Source organism: Halobaculum sp. CBA1158 (assembly GCF_021431925.1).
Taxonomy (GTDB): Archaea; Halobacteriota; Halobacteria; order Halobacteriales; family Haloferacaceae; genus Halobaculum.
The window spans coordinates 2,676,612-2,700,208 of the sequence record NZ_CP090371.1 but is presented as its reverse complement, the minus strand read 5'-3'; the positions used below and the strand labels follow the sequence as shown (position 1 = coordinate 2,700,208).

Annotated in this window: 23 protein-coding genes; 16 read left to right on the top strand and 7 right to left on the bottom strand. The window is 71.2% G+C overall.

The genetic code is table 11. The features are described 5' to 3' along the window. The first annotated feature begins 61 nt into the window (after positions 1–61). Positions 62–1,162 (top strand): putative sulfate/molybdate transporter, encoded by a 1,101-nt coding sequence (locus Hbl1158_RS14090; RefSeq protein ID WP_234297885.1) that lies wholly within the window; start codon positions 62–64, stop codon positions 1,160–1,162. A gap of 44 nt (positions 1,163–1,206) precedes the next feature. Then, positions 1,207–1,872, top strand: coding sequence for a hypothetical protein (locus Hbl1158_RS14085; protein ID WP_234297884.1), 666 nt, complete (start codon positions 1,207–1,209; stop codon positions 1,870–1,872). Between the two features lie 7 nt (positions 1,873–1,879). Here the strand turns inward: Hbl1158_RS14085 and Hbl1158_RS14080 are convergent, their stop codons facing one another. Then, complete coding sequence (locus Hbl1158_RS14080; protein WP_234297883.1) at positions 1,880–2,803, bottom strand: acyltransferase; 924 nt, start codon at positions 2,801–2,803, stop codon at positions 1,880–1,882. Positions 2,804–2,950: 147 nt separating this feature from the next. Here Hbl1158_RS14080 and Hbl1158_RS14075 point away from each other — a divergent pair, with 147 nt between their 5' ends. Both Hbl1158_RS14075 and Hbl1158_RS14070 read left to right on the top strand, forming a co-directional pair. Beyond that, positions 2,951–4,018, top strand: a complete 1,068-nt coding sequence (locus Hbl1158_RS14075) for an aldo/keto reductase (RefSeq protein ID WP_234297882.1) — start codon at positions 2,951–2,953, stop codon at positions 4,016–4,018. Positions 4,019–4,027: 9 nt separating this feature from the next. Next, entirely contained in the window at positions 4,028–4,222 is a 195-nt protein-coding gene (locus Hbl1158_RS14070; RefSeq protein ID WP_234297881.1) for a hypothetical protein, read from the top strand. 132 nt (positions 4,223–4,354) lie between these two features. On the opposite strand, the gene Hbl1158_RS14065 is transcribed toward Hbl1158_RS14070, so the two are convergent. Both Hbl1158_RS14065 and Hbl1158_RS14060 read right to left on the bottom strand, forming a co-directional pair. Further along, positions 4,355–5,989 (bottom strand): GAF domain-containing sensor histidine kinase, encoded by a 1,635-nt coding sequence (locus tag Hbl1158_RS14065; protein WP_234297880.1) that lies wholly within the window; start codon positions 5,987–5,989, stop codon positions 4,355–4,357. Between the two features lie 140 nt (positions 5,990–6,129). Further along, positions 6,130–7,725, bottom strand: coding sequence for a heme-binding protein (locus Hbl1158_RS14060; protein ID WP_234297879.1), 1,596 nt, complete (start codon positions 7,723–7,725; stop codon positions 6,130–6,132). 120 nt (positions 7,726–7,845) lie between these two features. Between Hbl1158_RS14060 and Hbl1158_RS14055 the strand changes: the two genes are divergently transcribed. Next, entirely contained in the window at positions 7,846–8,370 is a 525-nt protein-coding gene (locus Hbl1158_RS14055) for a GNAT family N-acetyltransferase (RefSeq protein ID WP_234297878.1), read from the top strand. Positions 8,371–8,472: 102 nt separating this feature from the next. After that, positions 8,473–10,260, top strand: coding sequence for a site-2 protease family protein (locus tag Hbl1158_RS14050; protein ID WP_234297877.1), 1,788 nt, complete (start codon positions 8,473–8,475; stop codon positions 10,258–10,260). Positions 10,261–10,313: 53 nt separating this feature from the next. Here Hbl1158_RS14050 and Hbl1158_RS14045 read toward each other — a convergent pair whose 3' ends face one another. From Hbl1158_RS14045 to pyrH, 3 genes are all read right to left on the bottom strand, one after another. Then, a complete protein-coding gene (locus Hbl1158_RS14045) occupies positions 10,314–10,898 on the bottom strand; it encodes a PadR family transcriptional regulator (protein ID WP_234297876.1) in 585 nt (194 codons plus the stop codon). 174 nt (positions 10,899–11,072) lie between these two features. After that, on the bottom strand, positions 11,073–12,752 hold the full coding sequence (gene lysS / locus Hbl1158_RS14040) for a lysine--tRNA ligase (RefSeq protein ID WP_234297875.1): 1,680 nt from the start codon (positions 12,750–12,752) through the stop codon (positions 11,073–11,075). Continuing rightward, positions 12,749–13,465 (bottom strand): UMP kinase, encoded by a 717-nt coding sequence (pyrH, locus tag Hbl1158_RS14035; protein ID WP_234297874.1) that lies wholly within the window; start codon positions 13,463–13,465, stop codon positions 12,749–12,751. Before pyrH ends, lysS begins: the two co-directional genes overlap by 4 nt. Before the next feature lie 257 nt (positions 13,466–13,722). Between pyrH and Hbl1158_RS14030 the strand changes: the two genes are divergently transcribed. The 3 genes from Hbl1158_RS14030 (at position 13,723) to Hbl1158_RS14020 (ending at position 16,468) form a co-directional block, all read left to right on the top strand. Continuing rightward, positions 13,723–14,571, top strand: a complete 849-nt coding sequence (locus Hbl1158_RS14030; protein ID WP_234297873.1) for a molybdopterin synthase — start codon at positions 13,723–13,725, stop codon at positions 14,569–14,571. A 342-nt stretch (positions 14,572–14,913) separates the two neighbouring features. Further along, a complete protein-coding gene (locus Hbl1158_RS14025; protein WP_234297872.1) occupies positions 14,914–15,195 on the top strand; it encodes a hypothetical protein in 282 nt (93 codons plus the stop codon). Between the two features lie 148 nt (positions 15,196–15,343). Further along, positions 15,344–16,468 (top strand): site-2 protease family protein, encoded by a 1,125-nt coding sequence (locus Hbl1158_RS14020; protein WP_234297871.1) that lies wholly within the window; start codon positions 15,344–15,346, stop codon positions 16,466–16,468. 135 nt (positions 16,469–16,603) lie between these two features. Here the strand turns inward: Hbl1158_RS14020 and thiL are convergent, their stop codons facing one another. Then, on the bottom strand, positions 16,604–17,491 hold the full coding sequence (thiL, locus tag Hbl1158_RS14015; RefSeq protein ID WP_234297870.1) for a thiamine-phosphate kinase: 888 nt from the start codon (positions 17,489–17,491) through the stop codon (positions 16,604–16,606). A 110-nt stretch (positions 17,492–17,601) separates the two neighbouring features. Here thiL and Hbl1158_RS14010 point away from each other — a divergent pair, with 110 nt between their 5' ends. The 7 genes from Hbl1158_RS14010 to Hbl1158_RS13980 all read left to right on the top strand — a co-directional run bounded on the left by Hbl1158_RS14010 (position 17,602) and on the right by Hbl1158_RS13980 (position 23,591). Next, positions 17,602–18,630, top strand: a complete 1,029-nt coding sequence (locus Hbl1158_RS14010; RefSeq protein ID WP_234297869.1) for a lysylphosphatidylglycerol synthase transmembrane domain-containing protein — start codon at positions 17,602–17,604, stop codon at positions 18,628–18,630. 132 nt (positions 18,631–18,762) lie between these two features. After that, on the top strand, positions 18,763–19,218 hold the full coding sequence (locus Hbl1158_RS14005) for a 30S ribosomal protein S19e (RefSeq protein WP_234297868.1): 456 nt from the start codon (positions 18,763–18,765) through the stop codon (positions 19,216–19,218). Between the two features lie 134 nt (positions 19,219–19,352). Next, positions 19,353–19,706 carry a DNA-binding protein gene (locus Hbl1158_RS14000; protein ID WP_234297867.1) on the top strand — a complete coding sequence of 118 codons (354 nt, stop codon included), beginning with the start codon at positions 19,353–19,355 and terminating at the stop codon, positions 19,704–19,706. Between the two features lie 7 nt (positions 19,707–19,713). Continuing rightward, entirely contained in the window at positions 19,714–20,304 is a 591-nt protein-coding gene (locus tag Hbl1158_RS13995) for an alpha hydrolase (protein ID WP_234297866.1), read from the top strand. 106 nt (positions 20,305–20,410) lie between these two features. After that, entirely contained in the window at positions 20,411–21,301 is an 891-nt protein-coding gene (locus Hbl1158_RS13990; RefSeq protein WP_234297865.1) for an EamA family transporter, read from the top strand. 74 nt (positions 21,302–21,375) lie between these two features. Then, positions 21,376–22,692 carry a histidine--tRNA ligase gene (gene hisS, locus Hbl1158_RS13985; RefSeq protein WP_234297864.1) on the top strand — a complete coding sequence of 439 codons (1,317 nt, stop codon included), beginning with the start codon at positions 21,376–21,378 and terminating at the stop codon, positions 22,690–22,692. Continuing rightward, a complete protein-coding gene (locus Hbl1158_RS13980) occupies positions 22,692–23,591 on the top strand; it encodes a tRNA pseudouridine(38-40) synthase TruA (RefSeq protein ID WP_234297863.1) in 900 nt (299 codons plus the stop codon). Before hisS ends, Hbl1158_RS13980 begins: the two co-directional genes overlap by 1 nt. The last annotated feature ends 6 nt before the right edge of the window (positions 23,592–23,597 follow it).

Here is a 23,597-nt window from a genome sequence, read left to right as displayed (position 1 = left end):
TTCGGGTGAGTCGTGTTCGGTTTCCGGACAGCCTCAAGTACGAGGCTTCCAACCCTGATTCGTGGCGATCTCGGAGCGACTCGACGCGAAATACGGGCTCCGGTTCGACGCCGGCGAGTGGACCGGCGCGTTGGGGGATTCGGTTACGGTCCTCCCGATAGTCGTGGGGCTGGCGGCGCTGACGCCGGTCTCGCTGGCGCACGCGCTGCTGTTCTTCGGCGTCTTTCAGGTCGTGTGGGGGCTCGCCTACGGGCTCCCCCTCTCGGTGGAGCCGATGAAGGCGCTGGCGGGGCTGGCGCTGGCCGGCACGGTCACCGCCGGCGAGTACGTCGCCGCCGGCTTGCTCGCGGGCGTCGTCCTCCTCGCGGCGGCGGCGACCGGGGCGCTCGGACGGGTCCAGCGGTACGTGAGCGAGCCCGTGATCCGCGGGATCCAACTGGCCGTCGCGCTGGTGCTCGTCCGCTCGGGGATCGATTTGGGGCTGGCGGACCCGGCGCTCGCGGTCGTCGCCGCCGGCGTCGCGGTCGTCGTCGCAGTCGCGGGCTTTCGCCGGGGCGCGGCGCTGGCGGTGCTGGGCGTCGGCCTCGCGCTCGCGGTCGCCGACGCGGGGGTTCCCGCCGCCGACCTCCCCGCGCTCGCGCTCTTCCCGGCCGGCGCGCCCGCGGTCACGACGAACGCGCTGTCGGCGACGACGGGGCAACTCGCGATGACCGTCGGCAACGCCGCCGTCGCGACGAGCCTCCTCCTGTCGGATCTGTTCGACGCCGACGTGTCGGCCGACCGGCTCTCGGGGAGCATGGGCGCGATGTGTCTCTCGGCGATCCCGCTGGGCGGGATCCCGATGTGTCACGGCTCGGGCGGCCTCGCGGGCAAGCACGCCTTCGGCGCGCGAACCGGCGGCGCGAACCTCGTGCTCGGGGGGCTCTACCTCGCGGCCGTCCCGTTCGCGGGCGTCGTCGCCGCGTTCCCGATGGCCGTGCTCGGCGTGTTGCTCGTCGTCGTCGCGGGCCACCTGGGCCGCCGCGCGGTCGACGTGGACGGCCGTCGGGCGCTCGCGCTGGTGGCGGTCGTCGGCTGCGTCGGCCTCCTGTGGAACGTCGGCGCGGCGTTCCTCGTCGGCGTCGGCGTCGACGCGGCCCGGCGGCGGCTGCCGGCCGCCTGAGGCGCGACGGGACCGCTTTTCCTCCCGCGGATCCTCGATTGGGTATGGAGACGTGGGCCGCGCTGTTCGATCGGGCGGAGGCGTTCGGCGTCGACGAGGCGGCGATCCGGTCGACGCTCGCGGAGCGACGCGACCCTGGGTCCGGCCGTGACGACCGCGGGGCCGCCGTCGGCGACGCGAGCGACGGTCGGGCCGACGCGAGCGACCGCGCAAGCGACGGGCCTGCTCCGGATCCGCCGAGCGACGACCCCTCGCCGGCCCGCGTCGTCGCCGACGCGGACGTGCTCGCGGCGGACCTGCTCGTCGGCGGCGACCCCCGAGCGGCGCTGGACGGCCTCCGGGGCCACTCGTGGACGACGCTCGTCGCCAGCGACGACCTCGTCGCCGACGCGGAGACGGTGATCGCCGCGCTCGCCGACTCCGATCTCGCGGCCGACTGGCGCGAGCGCACTGAGGCGTGGCGCGAGCCGGTCGCTCACCCCGCGGGCGACCACCCGGCGCTGGCGTCGGCGTACCGCGGCGGCGCGATGCACGTGCTCTCGTCCGACGACCGCCTCACCGCCGCCGGCACCGGCGCGGGACTGAACGACCGCTTCCCGGTGAGCGTCCGCGAGCCGCGGGCGTTCGCGACGCTGTTCGACGCCGAATCGCTGTATCCGGAAGCGTGTGAGGGAGCGTATCCGGGCCCGGATCGGGACCCGCGGGCGTGACCGTCGGCTACTCCGCCTCGGGCGGTTCCACGTCGTCCGGCGGCGTGAGGTCGCGGCCGAACTCGTCGAACGCGTCGAGGTCGTCCGGGAGGTCGAACTCGATTCGGCGCTCGTCCGCGCGGTTCGGTAGCTTCTCGCCGACCGGCTCGGCGACGGACTCCCACCCGGGTTTCACCCGGATGTCGCGGGCGGGCGACCCCGCGACGATGTGGTGGTCGGGCACGTCGCCCTGGACGGTCGACTTCGCGCCGACGACGGCGTTCTTCCCGATCCGACAGCCGGCGCGGACCATCGCGTCGTAGGTGACGCGCGCGTCGTCGTCGATGATCGTGTGGAAGTTCTCGATGGCGGTCTGGTCGTTCACGTCGTGGTCGTGGCTGTACACGTGCGCCGAATCGGAGATCGAGACGCGGTCGCCGATCGTCAGCTTCCCGCGGTCGTCGAGGTGCACGTCGTCGTGGACGACGGTGTTGTCGCCGATCTCGATGTTGTGGCCGTAGGTGAAGGTGATCCCCTTGAACAGCCGGAGGCCGTCACCGGCGTCGGCGAACAGGTGGTTCGCGAGCATCTGCCGGAAGCGCAGCGCGAACGCGATGTTGTCGGCCATCGGCGTCGCGTCGAACTGCCGCCACAGCCACTGGAGGTGCTTCGAGCGCGTGAACCGCTCCTCGTCCTTCTCGGCGTAGTACTCCGACTCCAGGGTGGCGTTGCACGGGTCGTACCCCTGGAGTCGGACGCGCTCGGCGGGCGTCACGTCGCCGCCGCCCTGCCACCGCTCGTAGGCGTCCCGGTCGCCGAACAGGTCGACGAGCGTGTCGCGGACGACCTCGCAGGTGTCCTCCTCCGAGGAGAGCCGCTCGTCCACCCGCTCGATGAAGGCCGCGACTCCCTCCTCAGCCTCAGCCGGGAGCGACACGTGACGCTTGGTCATACCAGATCGCTTCGCCGTCGCGGGACAAATGGGTTCGGATGTGCGTACCCCACGACAACCCGACGGCCTTGCCGCATGCCGAGGCCGGGCACCGAGAGCGTCCGAGCAACCGGGTTCGATAAGTGCCGGTAGCCCCAACTCCGGCGCATGCAGTACCGAGAACTCGGCGACTCGGGGGTCGAAGTGAGCGAGGTGGCCTTCGGCGCGTGGGTCGTCGGCACCGACTGGTGGGGCGACCGCTCGGACGGGGACGCGATCGACATGGTCCAGCACGCGCTGGACGAGGGGATCACGTTCTTCGACACCGGCGACGTGTACGGCCACGGGCGCTCCGAGGAACTGATCGGCGAGGCGCTCGGCGAACGCCGCGAGGAGGTCACCGTCTCGACGAAGGTCGGCTACGACTTCTACAACAACGCGCAGGCCGGCCACGGCGAGATCCCGAAGGACCTCTCGCCGGAGTATCTCCGCGACGCCGTCGAGGGCAGCCTCGAGCGCCTCGACATGGAGTACCTCGACGTGCTGTTCCTCCACAACGCGAACGTCGACGAGGTGACCGACGAGGCGCTCGAGGAGCTGTACGCCATGCGCGAGGAGGGGCTGTACGACGCGCTCGGCTGGGCGCTCGGCCCGTCGATCGGCTGGCTCGCCGAGGGCGACCGCGCGATCGAACTCGACTTCGACGCGGTCCAGACCGTCTACAACCTCCTCGAGCAGACGCCCGGCCGCCACTTCCTGAACACCATCCGCGAGGAGGGTGCCGACACGAGCCTCATCGCGCGCGTCCCGCACTCCTCGGGCCTGCTGAACAAGCAGGTGCGCCCGGACACCGAACTCGGCAAGGGCGACCACCGCGCGCACCGCCCGGACGCGTGGTTCGAGACCGGCTGGGAGAAGGTCGACGCGATCGAGTTCCTCGAGCGAAACGGCGAGCGCACGATGGGCCAGGCGTCGATCCAGTACCTCCTCGACGACGAGGAGGTCGCCAGCGTCGTGCCCACCTTCCGCTCGCTCGACGACATCGACGAGTGGGCGGCCGCGCCCGACACGCCCCGCCTCAGCGACGAGGAGCGCGAGCGCGTGGACGAACTGTACGCCGAGAACTTCGGGATCGACCGCGACGACGGCATGAACCCGGAGGACTTCCGCACGTCCGTCGACGGCGCGGACCTCCGCGACGCCGGCGTCCTCCCGCTCGAGGAGCCCGCCGACTGAGGTGGTGTCGTGACCGACGACCGCGCGAGCAGGTACGCCCGCCGGCTGGGTCGACTCGCGGCCGTGACGCTCGTCGTCCACGCCGTCCTCGCGGCGCTGGTCCACCGCGACGCCGCCGGCCGCGACGTGTCCGGCCGACGCTGGGCGGCGCTCACGATGCTCGGCGGCCTGTTCGGAGTCGCCGGCTACCTCCGCCGGCGCTGACCGGGCGGCCCGTCCCCGATCGCCACCCGATCGCGACCCCTTCGGTTCGCCTCCAAAACGCACGACAGCGCGCCCCCGATCTGTGGGTTGTTCACTTTCACTCCGCACCCCTGTCGTGTCGCTTGCGTCGGCTCAGTCGCCGGCGGAGTCGTCGCGCTCGCCGTCGCTGTCGAGGACGATCTCGAAGCGCGCCCCGCCGGTCTCGGCGTCGGTCGCGCGCACGTCCCAGCCGTGGGCGCGGACCACCTCCGCGACGATCGCGAGGCCGAAGCCCGTGCCGTCGTCGGTGCTCGTGTGGCCGCGCTCGAACACCCGGTCCCGGCGTTCGGGAGCGATCCCGGGCCCGTCGTCGGCGACGTAGACGCCGGCGTCACCGTCGGGGTCCTCGAAGCGGCCGACGCGGACGCGTACGTCGTCCCCGCCGTGTTCGACGGCGTTGCGCAGGAGGTTCTCGAACAGCTCTCGCAGTCGCGAGGGGTCGGCCTCGACGTGTCCAACGTCGTCGGCGACGGTGAGGTCCTCGCCGCCGTCGACGGTCTCCCAGACGGTCTCGACGGTCGAGGCCAGCGCCACCGCCTCGGTGTCGCCCATCGACTGACCGGTGCGCGCCAGCGCGAGCAGGTCGTCGATGAGCGTCTCCATGCGGTCGTGCGCCTCCGCGATGTGGGAGATGTGCGGGCTGTCGCAGTCGTCGCCGAGGAGCTCGAGCCTCCCCTGTGCGACGTTGAGCGGGTTTCTGAGGTCGTGGCTCACGACGCTCGCGAACTCGTCGAGGCGCTCGTTCTGTCTGGCGAGTTCGCGCTCGCGCTGCCGCGAGACCGCCTCGCGGTCGGCGCGCCCGAGCGCCGCTTCCACGTTGTCCGCGAACACCCGCGCGAGCGTCACGTCCCGGTCGCCGAACTCGTCGGGGCGCGTGCTCCCGGCCAGAAAGACGCCGTGGTCGCCCAGGGGCAACACCAGTTCGCTCTCGATCGCCGTCCCCGGATCCGCGACGCTTCCCGCCCGCTCGGCGCTGTCGTACCGCGCGAGCTCGCCGCGCTCGTACACCTCCCACGCGACGCTGTCGGGGGTGAGGTCGGGCACGTCGCCGAAGCGCTCGCGCGCCTCGCTGGTCACGCTCACCGGGACGAGTCGCTCCCCGTCGGTCGACCGGAGACATACGGCGTTCGTCCGGAGCCCGAGCACCTCGTGGGCCGTGTTCGTCGCGGTGGCGGCCACGGCCGCCGTGTCGCGCGCCGTCATCAGCTCCCGGGTCGCCCCGTGGAGGCCGTTCAGCCGCTCCTCGCGCTTCAGCCGGTCGAGCGCGACCGCCGCGTTGTCCGCGAGCAACTCGACCGGCTCGATCGACGCCGGCGGCGTTTCGGTCCCGGCCTCGACCGCCGCGTCCGTGCCGGCGATGAGCACGCCGTGATCCGGGATCGGAACCACGACGCCGCCGGGGTCGTCGCCCGCGTCGCCGAGGCGGAGCGGCTCCCCGCGATCGAACACGCCGTACACCCGGTCGCCGGGGGTGTACGTCGGCGGCTCGTCGTCGAACTCTCGCCGGACCGCGTCGGGGTACGCCGCCGGTTCCAGCCCCACCCCGTCGTCGCCGCGGAGGTGGACGCCGGTCAGGTCGTAGCCGAGAACGCCGACGCTCACCTCGACGACGACCGAACACAGCGCCTCGCGCGTCGTCGCCGTCATCAGGTCCCGGGTCGCCGCGGACACCGCCCGGAGTCGCTCGACGCTCCCGGTGGCGGCGTTCCCGGCCCCATCGGCCGTCATTATCGAACGTACCCGTCGCCCCGATATAAATCCCGATCCAGGAGAATCAGATCGGATACTCCGACGCGGGTCGTCGGGTCGACGTTCCCCGATTCCGCCCGGAGCTCCGACGCCGATCCGTCACGGCGTCTGCGACCCGATCACGCGAGGAACACGTGACGCGGCCGGTCGGCGAGCACGTCCCGCCCCCACGAGACTGTGTCGCGGAAGTCGTCCGAGCGGAAGAAGCCCATCGCGTCCTCTCGGGAGGCCCACTGGCTCGCGATGAACATGTCGTTCTCGTCCTCGCGGTTCACCATCAGGTCCGTCTCGTGGTGGCCGTCCATGTCGGCGAGCACGTCGCCGACGACGTCGAACTTCTCGACGAAGTCCTCGCGGTGCTCGGACTTGACGGTGTAGAACATCCCCATCGTTCCGAACCCTGACTCCTCGCCGGCGCGCTCGACGATTCCCGGAAGCTCCGAGAGGAACCCCGCGGCCGTCTCGGCGGCGCTCGCGGTGTCCCAGATGCTCACGACCGCGGCCCGGTCGGTCTCCGTCCCGGTGTAGACTGCGGTCTTCACGTGCGTGCCGTAGTGCTCGAAGTTGCCCCGCAGGCCCTCGACCTCCTCGAACAGCTCGTCGGGGTCGGCCTCCGAGTACAGCACAGTCGCGAACACGTCCTCGCCGTGGGGCTGGCCGGCGTAGATGTCCAGGTCTTCCAGTTCGGCGCGGATGCTCTCCTCCTCGTCGCCGGCGCTGTCGCCGTGACCGTCGTCGTCGCCGTGGTGGCTGCCGCCGTCTCCGTCGCCGCCGTCGTGGTGGCTGCTGCCGTCTCCGTCGCCGCCGTGGTGGCTGCCGCCGTGTTCGTCGCCGCCGTGGCCGCTCCCGCCGTGATCGCCGTGGTGACCACCCTCGCCGTGGGGATCACCGGACCCGGCGTCGTCACCGTGATGGCTACCGGCGTCGTGCTCGCTCGTCGGCACCTGCTCGCCGTCGAGATACGCGCCGAGGTCCGTCGGCGGGAAGCGTCGGCCGATGTAGAACGGGCCGAACTCGCCGTACTCCGCGCTCGCCTCGTCGAAGCGCATCTCGTAGACGATGTCCTTGATGTCCGCCGGGTCGCCGCCGAAGAGGGTGACGCCCCACTCGTAGTCGTCGAGGCCGACCGAGGAGGCGATCACCTGTTTGATCTTCCCGGCGTACTCGCGGCCGATCTCGCCGTGGGCCGACAGGAGGTCGGCGCGCTCCTCGTACGGCAGCGAGTACCAGTTCTGTCCGACCTCGCGCTTGCGATTCATCGGGTAGAAGGAGACGTACTCCGTGTCCGGGATCTCCGGCTTCAGCTTCCCCTCGATGTAGCGTCTGATCCCCTCGTCGGTCTCCTCGTCGTCGTCGTCGAAGTACGACTCCGAGACGTAGTCGGACACCTCAGTCACCGAGACGTAGGAGGTCGGCTGCTCGGTGAAGTCGGCCAGCGCCGTCGACTCGAAGCGCCGTTCGGCCGCCGACAGCGCGTCCAGCGTCGGCCGGAAGTGGACGATCATGAGGTCGGCCTTGTGGCCCAGCACCGAGAACGCCGCCGAGGCACCCGCCTCCGCGTCGGCGACGCGCTCGTGCTCCTCGAGGTACGCGACGCCCTCCTCGACGGCCAGTTCGCGCTCGCGGTCGGGGGCCGCGCGCCACGCGTCCCAGTCGATCGACCGGAAGTCGTGGAGCGCGTACCAGCCCTCCTCCGTTCGTGGGGGATTCGCCATACGCGACGTTCGGACGCGGGGGGCTTGGGGCTTACGTCAGCGTCGCGCCGCCGGGTCGTCTCCCCTCGGCGTGCTGCCGCGACCGATCCCCTCTTGCCCGCCAGCGCCGCAGTCCCGGCCGTGACCGACCCCGCGATCCGGCCGGCCGAGTCGGCCGACGCGCCTGCGCTCGCGGCGCTGTATCGCGCCGCCTACGGCCGCCTCGCCGACGCCGGGTTCCCGAGCAGCGCGGCCGACGCCGACGCGGACGCCGTTCGAGGCTGGCTCGCCGAGCGCGAGTGCTGGGTCGCGACCCGCGCCCGCGGACACGCCCACCGGACCGACGCTGGGGATGCAGGCGACGCCGGCCGTGACGGCGATATCGTCGGCGCGGTCCAACTCCGCGAGCGCGACGACTGGCCCTGCCCGGAGGTGTGTCGCCTCGCGGTCGCGCCCGAACAGCAGCGCACGGGGATCGGCGCGGCCCTGCTCGATCACGCCGAGGGCGTCGTCGCGAATCGCGGCGGCGACCGGGTTCGCCTCCGATCGTTCAGCGACCACCCGTTCCTGCTCGACTGGTACGCCGACCGCGGCTACGAGCGGATCGGCCTCCAGGAACTCGACCACCGACCGTTCGACGCGCCCGTGCTCGAACGCCGGCTGTGAGGGGATCGACCCCGTCGCTGTCGCGGTTCGCGACCACCGCGCTGTCGCGGTTCGCGACCGCCGACCCGAACCCATTTGAGCGCTCGCGGCTTGAAACCGATAATGAATACGCTCCTGTGGGTCCTCGTGGGAGCCCTCGCGTACTCGTTCGCGATGATGACGCTCGCGTCGCGGGGCTACCTCCCGAACGGCGTCCGCGTCCAGGGTCCGCTGACGACGATCCACACCGGCCGCGGTCGCGCGTTCCTCAACTGGCTGTCGACCCCCAGGCGGTTCTGGCGCGCCTGGAGCAACGTCGGCGTCGGCATCGCCGTCGTCGTGATGGTCGGGATGTTCGGATTCCTGGTGTTCTCGGCGCTGGCGACCCTGCAGAACCCCGTCCAGACGCAGGCGAACCAGCCCTCGAACTTCCTCATCATCCCCGGCGTCAACGACTTCCTCCCGCTGGCGGTCGCCCCCGAGATCGTCCTCGGACTGCTGATCGCGCTCGTGGTCCACGAGGGGGGCCACGGCCTGCTGTGCCGGGTCGAGGACATCGACATCGACTCCATGGGCGTCGTCCTGCTCACCCTGATCCCCGTCGGCGCGTTCGTCGAACCCGACGAGGAGAGCCAGGCGAACGCCGATCGCGGCGCGCGCAGTCGGATGTTCGCCGCCGGCGTCACCAACAACTTCGCCGTCACCGCGATCGCGTTCGCGCTGCTGTTCGGTCCGGTGGTCGCCTCGATCGCTCCGGCCGCCGGCCTCGCTGTCGGCGGCGCGTACTCGGGCGCGCCCGCAGCCGAGGCCGGGATCGAGGGCGGCGACCGTATCACCGCCGTCGACGGGGCGTCCGTCGCCGACGCCGACGCCTTCGACGCCGCGATCGCGAACGCGACCGACCCGTCGATCGAGGTGACGCTCGCGGGCGGCGAAACCGTCACCGTCGACAGGGAGGTCACGGCCGTCGGCGCGACCGATGGGAACCCCCTCGGCGTCTCGATCGACCCCGAGGGCGACGCCGTCCGGGTCACCGCGGTCAACGGCACGGAGGTCCGGACGGTCGCGCAGTTCCGCGAGGTCGCCCGCGAGCACCAATTGGCGCGCGTCGAGACCAGCGACGGGGAGACGGTCGCCCCGCTGGGCGCGTACGTCTCGAACGTCTCCGCGAACGGGGCGCTCGCCAACCAGACGGACCTCTCGGGATCGCTCACGATCACCGAGATCGACGGCGAGCGCATCCTGGAGTACGACGACCTCGACCGAACGCTCTCGGGTGACGCCTACGACGCGGGCGACACGGTCACCCTGCGGGTGTACGCCGACGGGGAGTTCCGCGAGGTCGACGTGCGCCTCGGCGGCACCGACGAGGACCCCCTGATCGGGGTCGCCGTCGCCCGCGGCGTCTCCGGCGTCGTCGTCGACGACCTCGGCGTCCAGCGGTACCCGGCGGAGTCGTACCTCGCGCTGCTGGGCGGGTCGGGCGCGCCCCCGCCCGGGCTCGGCGGCATCACCGGGTCGGCGCTGGGCCTCGTGTACGCCGCGCTGTTGCTCCCGCTCGCGAGCATCGTCACCCCGGCGCTCCCGTACAACTTCGCGGGCTTTTACGGCGACTTCGCGGGCTTCTACGAGGTGACCGGACCGCTCGCGGTCCTCGGCGAGGGGCCGGTGTTCCTCCTCGCGAACGTCCTCTTTTGGACCGGCTGGATCAACATCCAACTGGGGATCTTCAACTGCATCCCCGGCTACCCGCTCGACGGCGGACGGATCCTCCGCATGGGGGCCGAGGGAGTCGTCTCCCGGCTCCCGGTCGCGAACCGCGACCGACTGGTGACGACGCTCACCACCTCGATCGGGCTCACGATGCTGGCAGCGCTGCTGGTCGTCATGTTCGCCTCGCAGGTGCTGTGAGCGGTTCGGGGTGAGAAAGACGTCCGCGCCGTCCGGATCGCCCCGACCGGCCTTCAGGCGTCGCGCGCGCCGCCATCGGGGGCCGCCTCCGGTTCCCCGGGGCGCTCTTCTGCGTCGTCGCCGGCGTCCGCGTCGCCCCGTCGCGCGTGGAACTCATCGGGGCTGTCGGAGATGCGCTCGAACTCACCGAAGTCGCGCTCGTGGTGGCGGATCACCTGCTCTGCGATCCACGCGGAGTACTCGTCGTCGAAGCACCAGTCGTCGTCCGAGGGGTCGACATCGAAGCGCCCGTCGGTCGCGAACGCGACGTACATGTGATAGAAACCCAGGATCACGTCCGCGAAGTCGCGGGCCTTCCCGCCGACCTCGCGACGCTTCTCGGCGAGGTGCTCGTGACCCTCGTCGGTGAGCGCGAAGTACTTCCGGTCGGGTTCGTCCTCGCGTTCGATCCGTTCGGCGTACCCCTCCTCTTCGAACTTGTAGAGGATGGGATAGACGGAGCCGTAGGACGGTTCCCAATGCCCGCCGCTGATGTCGGTGATCTCCTTGAGGATCTCGTAGCCGTACCGCGGCTTCTCCTCGAGGAGTTCGAGCACGATGTACGAGATGAGGCCACGCGGCGGGCCGCTCTTCCGCATCACCCGACGTTTCCGGTGTCGGTCACTAAGAGTTTCGGTCCGGGAAACCCGATTGACTGACTGGTAAGTTCGTCTCGCGGCCGATCTCGGATCGACGGGACAGCGCCGGCGACGCCGCAGCGACGACACCACATCGAAGCGACGGAACAGCGCCGGCGACGCCGCAGCGGCTCCCTACGCCTCTCGGCGCAGGCGGGCGACGACGAACTCGCGCTCGAGTTCGCCGAGGAACTCACCCAGCCGGGGCCCCTGCGTCTCGTCGAAGAACAGCCGGTAGCCGGCCGAGAAGAAGTCGCCCACGTCAACGTCGTGCCGGCGGGCCGTCTCGTAGATCTCGCCTTGGATCTCCTCGCCGTCGTGTCCCGCCTCGACGAAGTCGGCCAGGTCGTCGAGCGCGTCCTCGACGGTCGCGTCGAACTCGTGCTCGGGCAGCTCCGACTGGAGGCGGTAGTTGTACTCGTTGTCGCAGCGCTCGGCCCACCGACGCGCGCGCTCGACGCGGTCGAGGGCGTCCTCGATGGCCCACTCGGGCGTCTCGTCGGTGAAGTGTCCCTCGTCTCTCGCCAGTTGGACCCGGAACTCCCGGTCGTCGACCATGCCCAGCACGGCGGCGAAGGTGTACGGCAGGCGGACGCGCCCCTCGCGCACCTCGTCGACGACGAACGGGTACGCCCGCTCGGCGACCGCGGCGAAGCGCTCGTCGGCCTCCTCCTCGCCGAAGTACGCGCGCTCGAAGCGGTCGAACTCGTTGACGAGCTGGTCCAGCCGCTCGACGTCGAAGTCCTTCGCCTTCTTCGGGTTCCGCGCGAAGAAGTAGCGAAGCACCTCCGGCTCGATGAGATCGAGCACCTCCTTGACGGTGACGACGTGTCCCTCCGAGGAGGAGAGCGACTCGCCGTTGAGCGTGAACCACTCGTACACCATCGGTACCGGCGGCTCGTTTCCGAGCACGTTCCGCGCGATGTCGACGCCGCTGGGCCACGAGCCCTCGGCGTGGTCCTTCCCGAACGGCTCGAAGTCGACCCCGAGCACCTCCCATTGGGCGGGCCACTCGAAGCGCCACGGGAGCTTCCCTTCGCGGAAGGACGCGACGCCCTCGTGGCCGCAGCCGTCCATGAATCGGTCGCCGGCCTCGATGCCCGAGCAGCGGTACCGGACCTCGCGAGCGTCCACGTCGACCTCGCCAACGTCCTGAGTGAGCATGCCGCACTCGGAACACTGGGGCATGAACGGGACGTAGTCCTCGTCGACCGTGTCCTGGTACTGGCCGAGCGTCTCCCGGGCCGCGTCGGCGTTGCGGAGCACGCGCTCGACCACGTCGTCGAAGTCGCCGTCGGCGTACAGGTCGGTGTTCGACACCATCTCGACGGGGATCCCGAGCGCCTCGGCGTCGGCCGCCAGGAGGGCCGCGAAGTGGGCGGCGTAGGAGTCGTGGCCGTCCTCGAACGGGTCCGGGATGTCCGTGTACGGCGTCCCGAGGTTCTCCCCGAGCGCGCCGGCGTTCACGTCGCCCAGTTCGACGATGTCGCCGTCGGTGTCCGCGAGCTTCCGGGGGAGCTTCCGGAGGGCGTCCTTGTCGTCGCTGGTGAACACCTGCCGGACCTCGTGACCGCGCTCGCGCAGCACCTCGGCGACGAAGTACCCGCGGATGATCTCGTTGAAGTTGCCGATGTGGGCGATGCCGGAGGGCGAGACCCCGCCCTTGATCACGATCGGCTCGTCGGGGTCGCGCGCCTCCACCTCGTCGGCGACCTCGTCGGCCCAGAAGGCGCGGTGCCCGTCGGCTTCCCCGTCGCCGCCGCGCCCCCCGACGGCGTGCGGATCGATGTCGGGGCTCCGGTCGTCGGCGCTCATCGCTGCGCCCAGTACGACGGCTCCTCCCCGCCGGCGGGAACCACGTCCGTTCCGGTGTGTTCGCCGTACAGTACCGCGTTCTCGACCGCCTCGGGGTCGTGACCGTCGAGCACGATCGTCCGCATCCCGGCGCGCTGGATCAGCTTCGCCGCCAGCAGGTCGACCGGGGCGGACGCGCCCGCGTCCCGGCTCATCGGGACGATAACCTCGACGAGCTCCTCGGGGGTCATCTCGGCGAACTGCTCTGCGGTCTCGTCGACGTTCGGGTCGGCGTCGTAGATCCCGTCCGCGCCGGTGGCGTACACGAGGAGGTCCGCGTCGACGTACTCGCCCAGGGCCGCCGCGACGGCGTCGGTCGTCTGCCCCGGCGTGACGCCGCCCATCACGGACACGTCGCCGCGGCGGATGGCGTCGGCCGCCTCGTCGTAGTCGTGGGCCGGCGACGGGTCGACCGAGGAGCCGAGCGCCGTGATCAGCAGCCGGGCGTTCACCCGCGTCACGTCGATACCGAGCTGGTCGAGTTGGACCTCGTTGGCGTCGAGGTCTCGGGCCGCCCCGATGTACTCCCGAGCGACGCCGCCGCCGCCGACGACGATCCCGAGCTCGCATCCGTCCCCCACCAGCCGCTCGACGGCGTCCGCGTACGTCGCCACCCGTTCGGCGTCGAGCTCCGGCGCGAGGACGCTCCCGCCGAGCGACAGCACTACTCTCATTGCTCCCGCCTACCCCCGTTTCGCTCTTAAGGCTCCCGGAGCGGACCCGTCGCGGTGCGGTCGCTGTCGCGGTCGCGGTGCTGTCGCTGTCGCGGTCGCGGCGCTGTCGCGATCGCGTTGCGGCCGGGTCGCCGTCGCGGTCGCGGTGCGGTCCCGCTGTCGCCGTCGCGGCCTGCGGACGACGATCCCCGGTTCCGGGTCGCGGTCGCCGGTGAACGAGCCGAAGGTCTAAGCCGCTCGCTTCCCCTCTCTCACACATGCGCACGCTCTCGCTGGTCGGTCCGGGAACGGCCGACCTCCTCGCCCCGCTCGCGGCGCGCCTCGACGGTCGGGTCGCCACGGTCCGATCCGAGGACCGCGACGAGTCGGTCGACGACGCCGTCGAGGCCGACGGCGGGGTCGCCGTCGACGCCGGAGCCGACGCCCGCCTCGACGACACCGACGCCGACTCGGCCTACCGGATCGACTCCGACGGGACGTGGACCGGCGCGGGGACCGACGGCGGCGTCGACGACCTGCTCGACCGACTCGCGCCCGCCCACGACTACGCGCTCCTCGCGGGGGTCTCGCGGCTCCGGCTCCCGACGGTCGTCGTCGGCGACGAGGCCATCCCCGGCGACGTGATCGAGCGCGTCGACGACGCGGCCGACCTCGATCCGGCCGACCTGGCCGACCGCGTCCGCGACGCGGACCCGTACGTCACCTTGGAGTCGCTCGTCGCGGCGTCGAAGGCCGCCGAGGGGGCCGACCGCTCGGGCGCGATCGCGACGTTCACCGGTCGCGTTCGAGCGCGCGACTCCCCCGACGACGACCGGACGGAGGCGCTCACCTTCGAGAAGTACGAGGGGGTCGCCGCCGACCGCATGGCCCGCATCGAGCGCGAACTCGAGGAACGCGAGGGGGTCTTCGACGTGCGGATGCACCACCGCGTCGGCACGATCGTCGACGGCGAGGACATCGTCTTCGTCGTCGTGCTCGCGGGCCACCGGAGGGAGGCGTTCCGGACCGTCGAGGACGGTATCGACCGGCTCAAGGACGAGGTCCCCATATTCAAAAAGGAGACCACCGAGTCCGAGGAGTTCTGGGTCCACGAGCGCTCCGAGTGACGCCGCGGCGACCGCGCCAGACGCATCAGCTCCCTACCACTTCCTCGGCCGTTTTCGGTGCCGTTTCGTCCGCTGTCGAGCGCGCGCTTGACGGCTGCCGGAATAATTCTCCACTAGATCGGCGAAATGATTGTCATACGCGACGAATCGAACGACGGCGTCATCGATCCGGAAAACGCTCTCAGAATCGAGTATAAACGTTCTAACTGCTTCACGAAGAGTCGTGAAACGTCCGTGCCGTCCGTTTTACTCCGGGAATCGACCTGAACGGAGCCGAATCCCCGTCAACGGACTGGACTTTATATCCCCTCCCGACTCCGTAGACCGAGTCGAGGTGACACAATGAGCGCAACCGTGCAACCCTCCGACACCGACCGCGTCTCGAGTGACGACCCCTCCAGCGAGGAGCCTTCCAAGGAGGAGCGCCTCGCGGCGTTCCTGCGCGAGAAGGCAGAGGACGGCGACCTCTACTTCAAGAGCAAGTTCATCGCCGACGAGGTCGGCCTCTCGCCCAAGGAGATCGGCGCGCTGATGGTGAAGCTCAAGGACACCGCCTGCGGCCTGTCGATCGAGAAGTGGTCGTACACCTCCGCGACCACGTGGCGCATCGAGCCGACGAACTGAGTCCCGACACGCGGCTGCGCACTCGCGGTCCCCGCGCCCCCGCGTCGGTCCCCGCGTCGCTTTCTGCGTGTGACGGTCCGAGGCGACCGTCGCAGCGGACCCTCTCCGTCGCCGAGGACTTATGCCGATACGTCCCGAACGAGCGATGATGAGTGAGGCGGTTTCCGAGGAGCATCCGCGTCCCCCCGAACTCGACGCCGTCTTCCATTGCTCGGAGGTTCGAACGGACGGCGATCGCGTCCTCTATTACGGCGTGAGCGACGTGAGCGAGCGCGAGTTGACCCGGCGCATCTGGCCCGCGTTCCGCGAGAGGGGGTACGAGGTACAGGTGGTCCAGACCGACACCGGACTCGACGTGGTCGTCGCCCGCCCGTTCTCGAACGGACTTGACGGGATCCCCTGGGTCAACCTCGGACTGCTCCTCGCGACCGTACTGTCGACCCTGTTCGTCGGGGCGACCGCCTGGTACCGCGTTCCGTTTGAGGCGATCCGGGCGAACCCCCTCGCGATGCTGGAGGCGTGGCCCTTCACCGCCGCCGTGCTCGGGGTGCTGTTGACCCACGAACTGGGTCACTACGTCATGGGTCGCCGCCACGGCGTCGACGTGTCGCTGCCGTACGTCATCCCGTTCGTCGTCCCGTTCGGGACGATGGGCGCGATCATCCGTATGCGCGGCCAGATGCCCGACCGCGAGGCGCTGTTCGACATCGGCGTCGCGGGACCGCTCGCGGGGCTCGCGGCGACGGTCGTCGTCACCGTCGTCGGGCTCTCGCTCGGACCGTTCCCGGCTCCCGAGCAGGTCACCGCCGGCCAGTACATCGAGTTCCGAACGCCGCTGTTGCTCGAACTGATCGCCGACGCGATCGGCCAACCCACCGAGTACGGCCGAGGACAGACCGCCCATCCGGTGATCATGGGCGCGTGGGTCGGGATGTTCTTCACCGTCCTCAACCTCCTCCCGGTCGGCCAACTCGACGGTGGACACATCGTCCGCGCGATGGTCGGCGAGCGCCAGGAGACGGTCGCCGCGCTGGTGCCGTTCGTCCTGTTCGGCCTCGCGGGGTACCTCTACTTCGTCCAGAACCGCGGGATCAACGACTCGGTCGGTCTGTGGGCCTTCTGGGGGCTGTTCTCGGCGTTCATCGCCTACCGCGGTCCGGCGGACCCGATCGACGACTCCGCGATCGACCCCGGACGGATGGCCGTCGGCCTGATCACCTTCGGACTGGGACTGCTGTGTTTCCTGCTGGTCCCGATCCAAGTGTCGTCGTGAGGTCGTCGTCCGCGGTCGGGTCGTCGTCGCCCGCGGTCGGGTCGTCGTCGCCCGCGATCGGACCATCGTCGCGGTGATTGCGTAGTTCCCGCCGACCGACGCAGCCGCCGGCCCAACGCGGCCGCCGGCGGCGACTCAGCCGCCGCCGTGTCCGTAGCCGCGGTCGGGGAGGGGCTCGCCGTCGATCCTGATCCCGTCCCACGTCACGTTTCCGATCACCGAGATCGGCGTCGGCGAGGCTTCGCGGGCGTCCTCGACGGCGTCGCTCGGGAGCGTGAACACCAGCTCGAAGTCCTCGCCGAAGAACAGCGCCGCCTCTCGGCGCTCCTCGGGGTCGTCGAACTCCTCCCGCACCGCGTCGTCGACGGGAACGTACGACTCGGTGATGTCCATCCCGAGGTCGCTCACGTCGCTCGCCTCGACGAGCTGGTGCAGCGAGCGCGCGAGCCCGTCGCTGGAGTCCATCATCGCCGTCGCGTACGGGCGGAGCGCGACGCCGGCGGCGACGCGGGGGGTGAACCGAAACAGCTCGTTCCCGCGCTCGGCGTCGCCGGCCTCGAACGCCCGGAGGGCGGCGGCGCTCCGGCCGAACGTCCCCGTGACGCAGACGGCGTCGCCGCGGCGCGCGCCCCCCCGACGGACCGGGTCGGTCGTGGCCCCGAGCGCGGTCGTCGCGACCGTGAACTCCCCGTGCTCGTCGAGGTCGCCGCCGACGTACTCGGCGTCGACCGCCGCGCACGCGTCGCGCGCGCCGCGGACGAAGTCGGCGACCTCGTCGGGGTCGAACGTCGGCGCGCCGTAGGCGGCGACGGCCGCCTCGGCGTCGGCACCCATCGCGGCCACGTCCGACAGCGAGGCGGCGACCGAGCGCCAGCCGGCGGTGTAGCGGTCGACGCCGGCGGGGAAGTCCGTGGCCTCGTGGAGCATGTCCGTCGTGAGCACGCGGTCGCCGACGACCGCGCAGTCGTCGCCGGCGGCCGGGAGCGTCGCCGCCAGCCGCGCGAGCGCCTCGCGTTCGTCCATCGTCGGATCGTTCTCCCGCCGGCGACAACGGTGTTTCCCTTCCGGACGGCAGTCCGTCGGCCCACTCGCGGTTCGGAGGCTTGAAGCGCTCGCCGACCCACCGTCGGCGCATGGACTCGGACCAGCTACGCGCTACCGTCCTCGGGTTCCTCGGCGCGTTCGCGGTCCTCGGCGGACTCCTGTATCTCGTCGGCGTCGGCGACCTCCTCGACGTGCTTCGGGGGGCCTCCCTCGAGATGGTCGGGTTCGTCGTGCTCGCGACCCTCGGCTGGCTCGTCGCCTGGTCCGTCGCGCTCAGAACCGTGCTCGGGGTGCTCGGGATTCGGCTCTCGGTCGTGCGGTCGTTCCTCGTGTTCAGCGGCGCGATGTTCTCCAACAACGTCACGCCGTTCGGACAGGCCGGAGGCGAGCCGATCACCGCGCTGCTCATCGCGACGGTGGCGGACACCGAGTACGAGCGCGGGCTGGCCGCCATCGCCAGCGTCGACACGCTCAACTTCGTTCCCTCCATCACGCTCGCGCTCGTCGGCGCGGCGTACTTCGCCACCGAGACGACGTTCGGTACCCGTCTCCAGTTCGCGACCGGCGTCGTCGTCGCGCTCGCGCTCCTCGTCCCTGCGATCGTCTACCTCGGGTGGCGCAACCGCTACGCGCTCGAACACCGCGCTATCGCCGTCTTCGTCCCGGCGATCCGTCGGGTCGCCCGCCTCCTGCCCGTGTTCTCAGCGCCGACCGAGGCGGCCGTCGAGTCGCGCATCGGTCACTTCTTCGGCGCGATCGAGCGCGTCGCGGGCGACCGAACCGGGATCGCCGTCTCGCTGGGGGCCTCGACGCTCGGCTGGGTGCTCCAGATGGTCGCGCTGTATCTCGCGTTCCTGGCGATCGGCCAGCCCGTCCCGTTCTCGGCGATGCTGTTCGTCGTGCCGATGGGCGCGATCGCGGGCGTCACGCCGTTGCCGGGCGGTACGGGCGGCATCGAGGCGGTGCTCGTCGCCGTGCTCGCGGCGCTCCCGTCGGTGTCCATCTCGGCGTCGGCGGCGCTGGGCGCTGTCGTCATCTATCGCGGTGCCGTCTACTGGGTTCCGGTGATCATCGGTGGAACCGTCGTGAGCGTGATCGGAGCCGACAGCGTCAGCTGAGGACGGGCCGCGACGCCCGCGAGCCGCGACGGCCGCGAGCCGCGGCGTCCGCGACTGCAGGTCCCCGGGGACGGATGACACCCGCGACGGTGATACGACGACTTTAAACGGAACGACGGTGAATTCGGCCGTATGGTTACCCTCTACGACGTCCCGGCGGAGGACCTCATCGACGAGGTCGCCGCTCGACTGGAGGATCGCATCGAGCAGCCGGAGTGGGTGCAGTTCGTCAAGTCCGGCCAGGACCGCGAGCTTCCCCCCCAGCAGGAGGACTTCTGGTTCCGTCGCGCCGCCTCGCTGCTGCGGAAGGTCGCCGACAACGGACCCGTCGGCGTCGAGCGCCTCGCCACCGAGTACGGCGGCGCGAAGCGCGGCTCGAACCGGTACATCGTCCGCCCGCCCGAGCACGAGGGCGGCTCCCGGAAGATCATCCGCGTCGCGCTCCAGCAGCTCGAGGAGGAGGGCTTCGTCGAGACCGCACAGGGCGAGGGCCGCCGCATCACCGACGACGGGCGCGCGTTCCTCGACGATGTCGCCGGCGACGTGCTCGAGGAGCTCGACCGTCCCGAGCTGGAACGCTACGCCTGAGCGGCCGTCCGGCCGTCCGACCGTTCGGTCGACCGTTCTCGCCGTTCTCTCCGTCCGCGTCGGACCGCCCCCGCGAGCCCCGAGCGCGCCCACCCACAATCGTTTTGAGCGCTCGCGGGCAACTTCCATCCGACATGGGCGACACACCCGACGACGAGCGACTAGAGGAACTGCGCGAGCAGAAGATGCAGGAGCTCCAGGAGCAGGCCCAGGGACAGGGGCAGGATCAAGAGGCACAGCAGGCCGCCCAGGAGCAGGCCGAGCGCCAGCAGGAGGCGCTGCTCAAGCAGCACCTCACCGACGGCGCGCGCCAGCGGCTCAACGCCGTCGAGATGAGCAAGCCCGAGTTCGCCGCGAAGGTGAAACAGCAGGTGACGGCGCTGGCGAAGAGCGGTCGCGTGAACGGCCGCATCGACGAGGACCAGATGAAGGAGCTGCTGCGGGAGCTGCAGCCCGACCAGAAGAGCTTCGACATCCGTCGTCGCTGACGCACGCGTGGAACTGGCACTGTGTTACAGCGGCGGGAAGGACTCCTCGCTCGCCGCGCTCGTCCTCGATCGCTTCTACGACGTGACGCTGGTGACGACGCACTTCGGCGTCACCGACGACCACGAGCACGCCCGCGAGGCGGCCGAGGCGCTGGGATTCCCGTTCGACACCAACGAACTCGACCCCGAAGTGGCTCGCGAGGCCGTCGAGACGATGCGCGAGGACGGCTTCCCCCGCAACGGCATCCAACTCGTCCACGAGCACGCCCTGGAGTCGGTCGCCGAGCGCGACGTTGACGCCGTCGCCGACGGCACCCGCCGCGACGATCGCGTTCCGAGCGTCTCGCGCGCGTTCGCCCAGAGCCTGGAGGACCGCCACGAGATCGACTACATCTCCCCGCTCTCCGGGTTCGGCCGCGGCGCGGTCGACCGCCTCGTCGACGCCACCCTCGACGTGGAGTCGGGTCCCTCCGAGGAGGTGCCCAAGGCCGACTACGAGGGCGAACTCCGCGCGCTCCTCCGAGAGGAGGCGGGCGACGACGCCGTCCGCGAGGTGTTCCCCGAACACGAACAGACGTACGTGCGCGGGACGCGTTGAGACGGCCGTCGGACTGTGCTGAGACGGCCGGCGGACCGCGGCCGAGGGACGGCGCTCGACGGCGCACATCCGCGGCGTTTTCACCCCCGACCGCCGAGCGGTCAGCGTGTCCGCACTCGTCGCCCCCGGCATCGCCGTCGCCGTCGCGGCCGCGGTGCTGTGGGGCGTCTATCTGTTCGCGCTGAAGCGCTACGTCGCCGGCGTTCCCGCGACGGTGCTCACCGTCCTCGTGAACGCCTGCGCGCTGGCGTGGTACGCGCCGGTCGCGCTGTCGCGGCTCTCTCCGGGTGACGTGCCAACGCCGGCGACGCTGGGCCTCGGCGGGTCGCTCGCGCTCGTGGGGTCGGTGCTGGGCGTCGGCGTCGGATTCGTCCTGTTCGTGAACGCGCTCGCGCTCGGCGAGGTGTCGTACGTCACGCCGATCAACAAGGTCGTCCCCGCGTTCGTGCTTCCCCTGGAGTTGTTGCTGCTCGGTGCCGACCTCCCGGCGCTGGCGTTCGTCGGCATCGCCGTCGTCACGGTCGCGGTGTACGTCGCCAACTACCGCGGCGGCGACCCGACCGAGCCGCTCCGACGGGCGGTGACGGTCCGGCCCGCCCAGTTGGCGTTGCTGTCGGCGGGCGCGTACGCCGTCGGCGACGTGTCCAAGCGGGCCGTCCTCGACGGCGTGGGACTGCCGCCGGAGGCGCTGGTCGTGGTCGTGCTCGGCGGCGTCCTACTCGTCCTCCTCCCGTTGGCCGCCCGCGACTGGCCGGGCGACCGGGCGACACCGCCGGCGACGACGTTCATCGCGCTCGGCCTCCTCGTCGCGACGGCCGAACACCTCACCTCGGTCGCCTTCTCGCTGCTCCCGGCCAGCGTCGCCTCGCCGGTCGTGAACACGCAGGCGGTCGTCGCCGTCCTGCTCGGCGGGGTGCTCCTCGGCGAACGACGGCTCGGGACCCGCCTCGTCGCCGCCGCGCTCGCGGTCGTCGGCGTCGGCCTGCTGGCGGTGTGACCGCCCCCGTCGACCCGCGGTGCCCCCGAGCGGAACCACGGGGTTAAACTCCCGGACGCGATACATGGTCGGTAATGCCCACCTACGAGCGCCTGAAGGGGTTCCGCGATTTCTACCCCCCCGAGATGGCCGTCCGCCGGGAGGTGACCGACACGCTGGAGTCGGTCGCCCGGCGGTACGGCTTCCGCGAGATCGACACGCCGCGACTGGAGCCGGCGGAGATGTGGACCGACAAGTCCGGCGACGACATCGTCGACGAGCTGTACGCCTTCGAGGACCACGGCGGCCGCCACGTGACGCTCGCGCCGGAGCTCACCCCGACGGTGGCGCGGATGTACGCCGCGAAGGCCCAGGAGCTGTCCAAGCCCGTGAAGTGGGTATCGACGCGACCGTTCTGGCGCTACGAGGCGGTCCAGCAGGGCCGCTTCCGGGAGTTCCACCAGACGAACATCGACGTCTTCGGCTCGTCGGAGCCGGCGGCCGACGCCGAGGTGCTCGCGACCGCCGCCGACGCGCTGCGGGAACTGGGCCTCGCGGGCGACGACTTCGAGTTCCGCGTCAGCCACCGCGACATCCTCGGATCGCTGCTGCGGTCGTTCGAGGCGGACGTGGACGTGACGGCGGCGATCCGCGCGGTCGACAAGTCCGAGAAGGTCGACGAGAACGAGTATCTCGACCTGCTGCACGACGCCGGTCTCGCGTACGACCAGGCCCGGGAGTTCGACGACCTCCTCGGCGTCGACGACCCCGCGAACCTCGGGGAACTCGCCGACTTCGCGCCCGCCAGCGAGGAGCTCGCCGAGGCCGTCGACAACCTCCGCGCGGTGCTCGCGGCGGCCGACGACTTCGGGGTCGGCGAGTACTGCGACCTCTCGTTGCGAACCGCTCGCGGGCTCGACTACTACACCGGCGCGGTGTTCGAGTGCTTCGACGCGACCGGCGAGGTCGGCCGCTCCGTGTTCGGCGGCGGCCGCTACGACGACCTCATCGAGGAGTTCGGCGGCCAGCCCACCCCCGCCGTCGGCGTCGCGCCCGGGCACGCCACGCTCGGCCTCCTCCTCGAGCGCGCCGGCGTCGCCCCCGAGGCCGCCGTCTCGACGGACTACTACGTCCTCCAGGTCGGCGACACCCGTCCCGTCGCCGCACGGATCGCCCGCGACCTCCGGGCCCGGGGTCACGTCGTCGAGACGGACGTCTCAGGCCGGAGCTTCGGCGCGCAGCTCAACTACGCCGACTCGATCAACGCCGAGACGGTCGTCGTCGCCGGCGAGCAGGACCTCGCGAACGACGAGGTGACGGTGAAGGACATGGCCTCCGGCGACCAGACGACCGCGCCCGTCGACGAGTTCCCGGGCGAACTCGACCGACCGACGTTCGACGACTTCGCGTAATGGCGACCCGTCGGGCGTACCGCGTCGCCTACGACGGCCGGCCCTTCTTCGGCTTCCAGCGCCAGCCCGACGTGCCGACCGCCGAGGACGCGCTCCTGGACGCGCTTGCGGCTCTGGACGTGGTCGACCGCGACGCGGGCGGCGGCGGCCGTGACACCCCGCCCGGCTACGCCGCCGCCGGCCGCACCGACCGCGGCGTCTCCGCGGTGCGCCAGACGGTCGCGTTCGACGCGCCCGACTGGCTCACGCCACGCGCCTTCTCCAGCGAACTCCCCGCGGGCGTTCGGGTGTGGGCCAGCGCGGACGTACACCCGGAGTTCCACGCGACCCACGACGCGGCCCGCCGGACGTACCGGTATCACCTCCACGCGCCCGAGGCCGACCGCGACCGCGCCCGCGACGCCGCCGCGGCGCTGTCGGGCGAGCACGACGTGCACAACCTCACGAGCGACCCGCGCGGGCCGAACACGCGCCGCGATCTGTCGGTGTCGGTCGCGTCCGACGACGCGGCCGCCGGCGACCGCGTCGGTGATCGGGTCGAAGGCGACGCTGATGACCGCGCCGGCGACGAGTTCCTCACGCTCACGGTGGCCGCCGGCGGCTTCCCCCGCGAGTGCGTTCGCCGGATCGCGACGGTCGTCAGGGGCGTCGCCGTCGGCGACGCCGACCTCGACCGGATCGCCGAGGTGCTCGGGGACGAACCAGTCTCGGGGCCCCGCGGCGTCGCGGCCGCGGCCCCGGACCCGCTCGTGCTCGCGGACGTCTCCTATCCGGGCGTCGCGTTCGAGCCCGACCCCGTGGCGGTTGCGACGCTCCGCGAGGTGTTCTCCGAGCGTCGCGTCGACGCGCTGGCCCGCGTCCGGGTGTTCGACGACGTGCTCGCCGCGGCGTCTGAGTGACGAGCG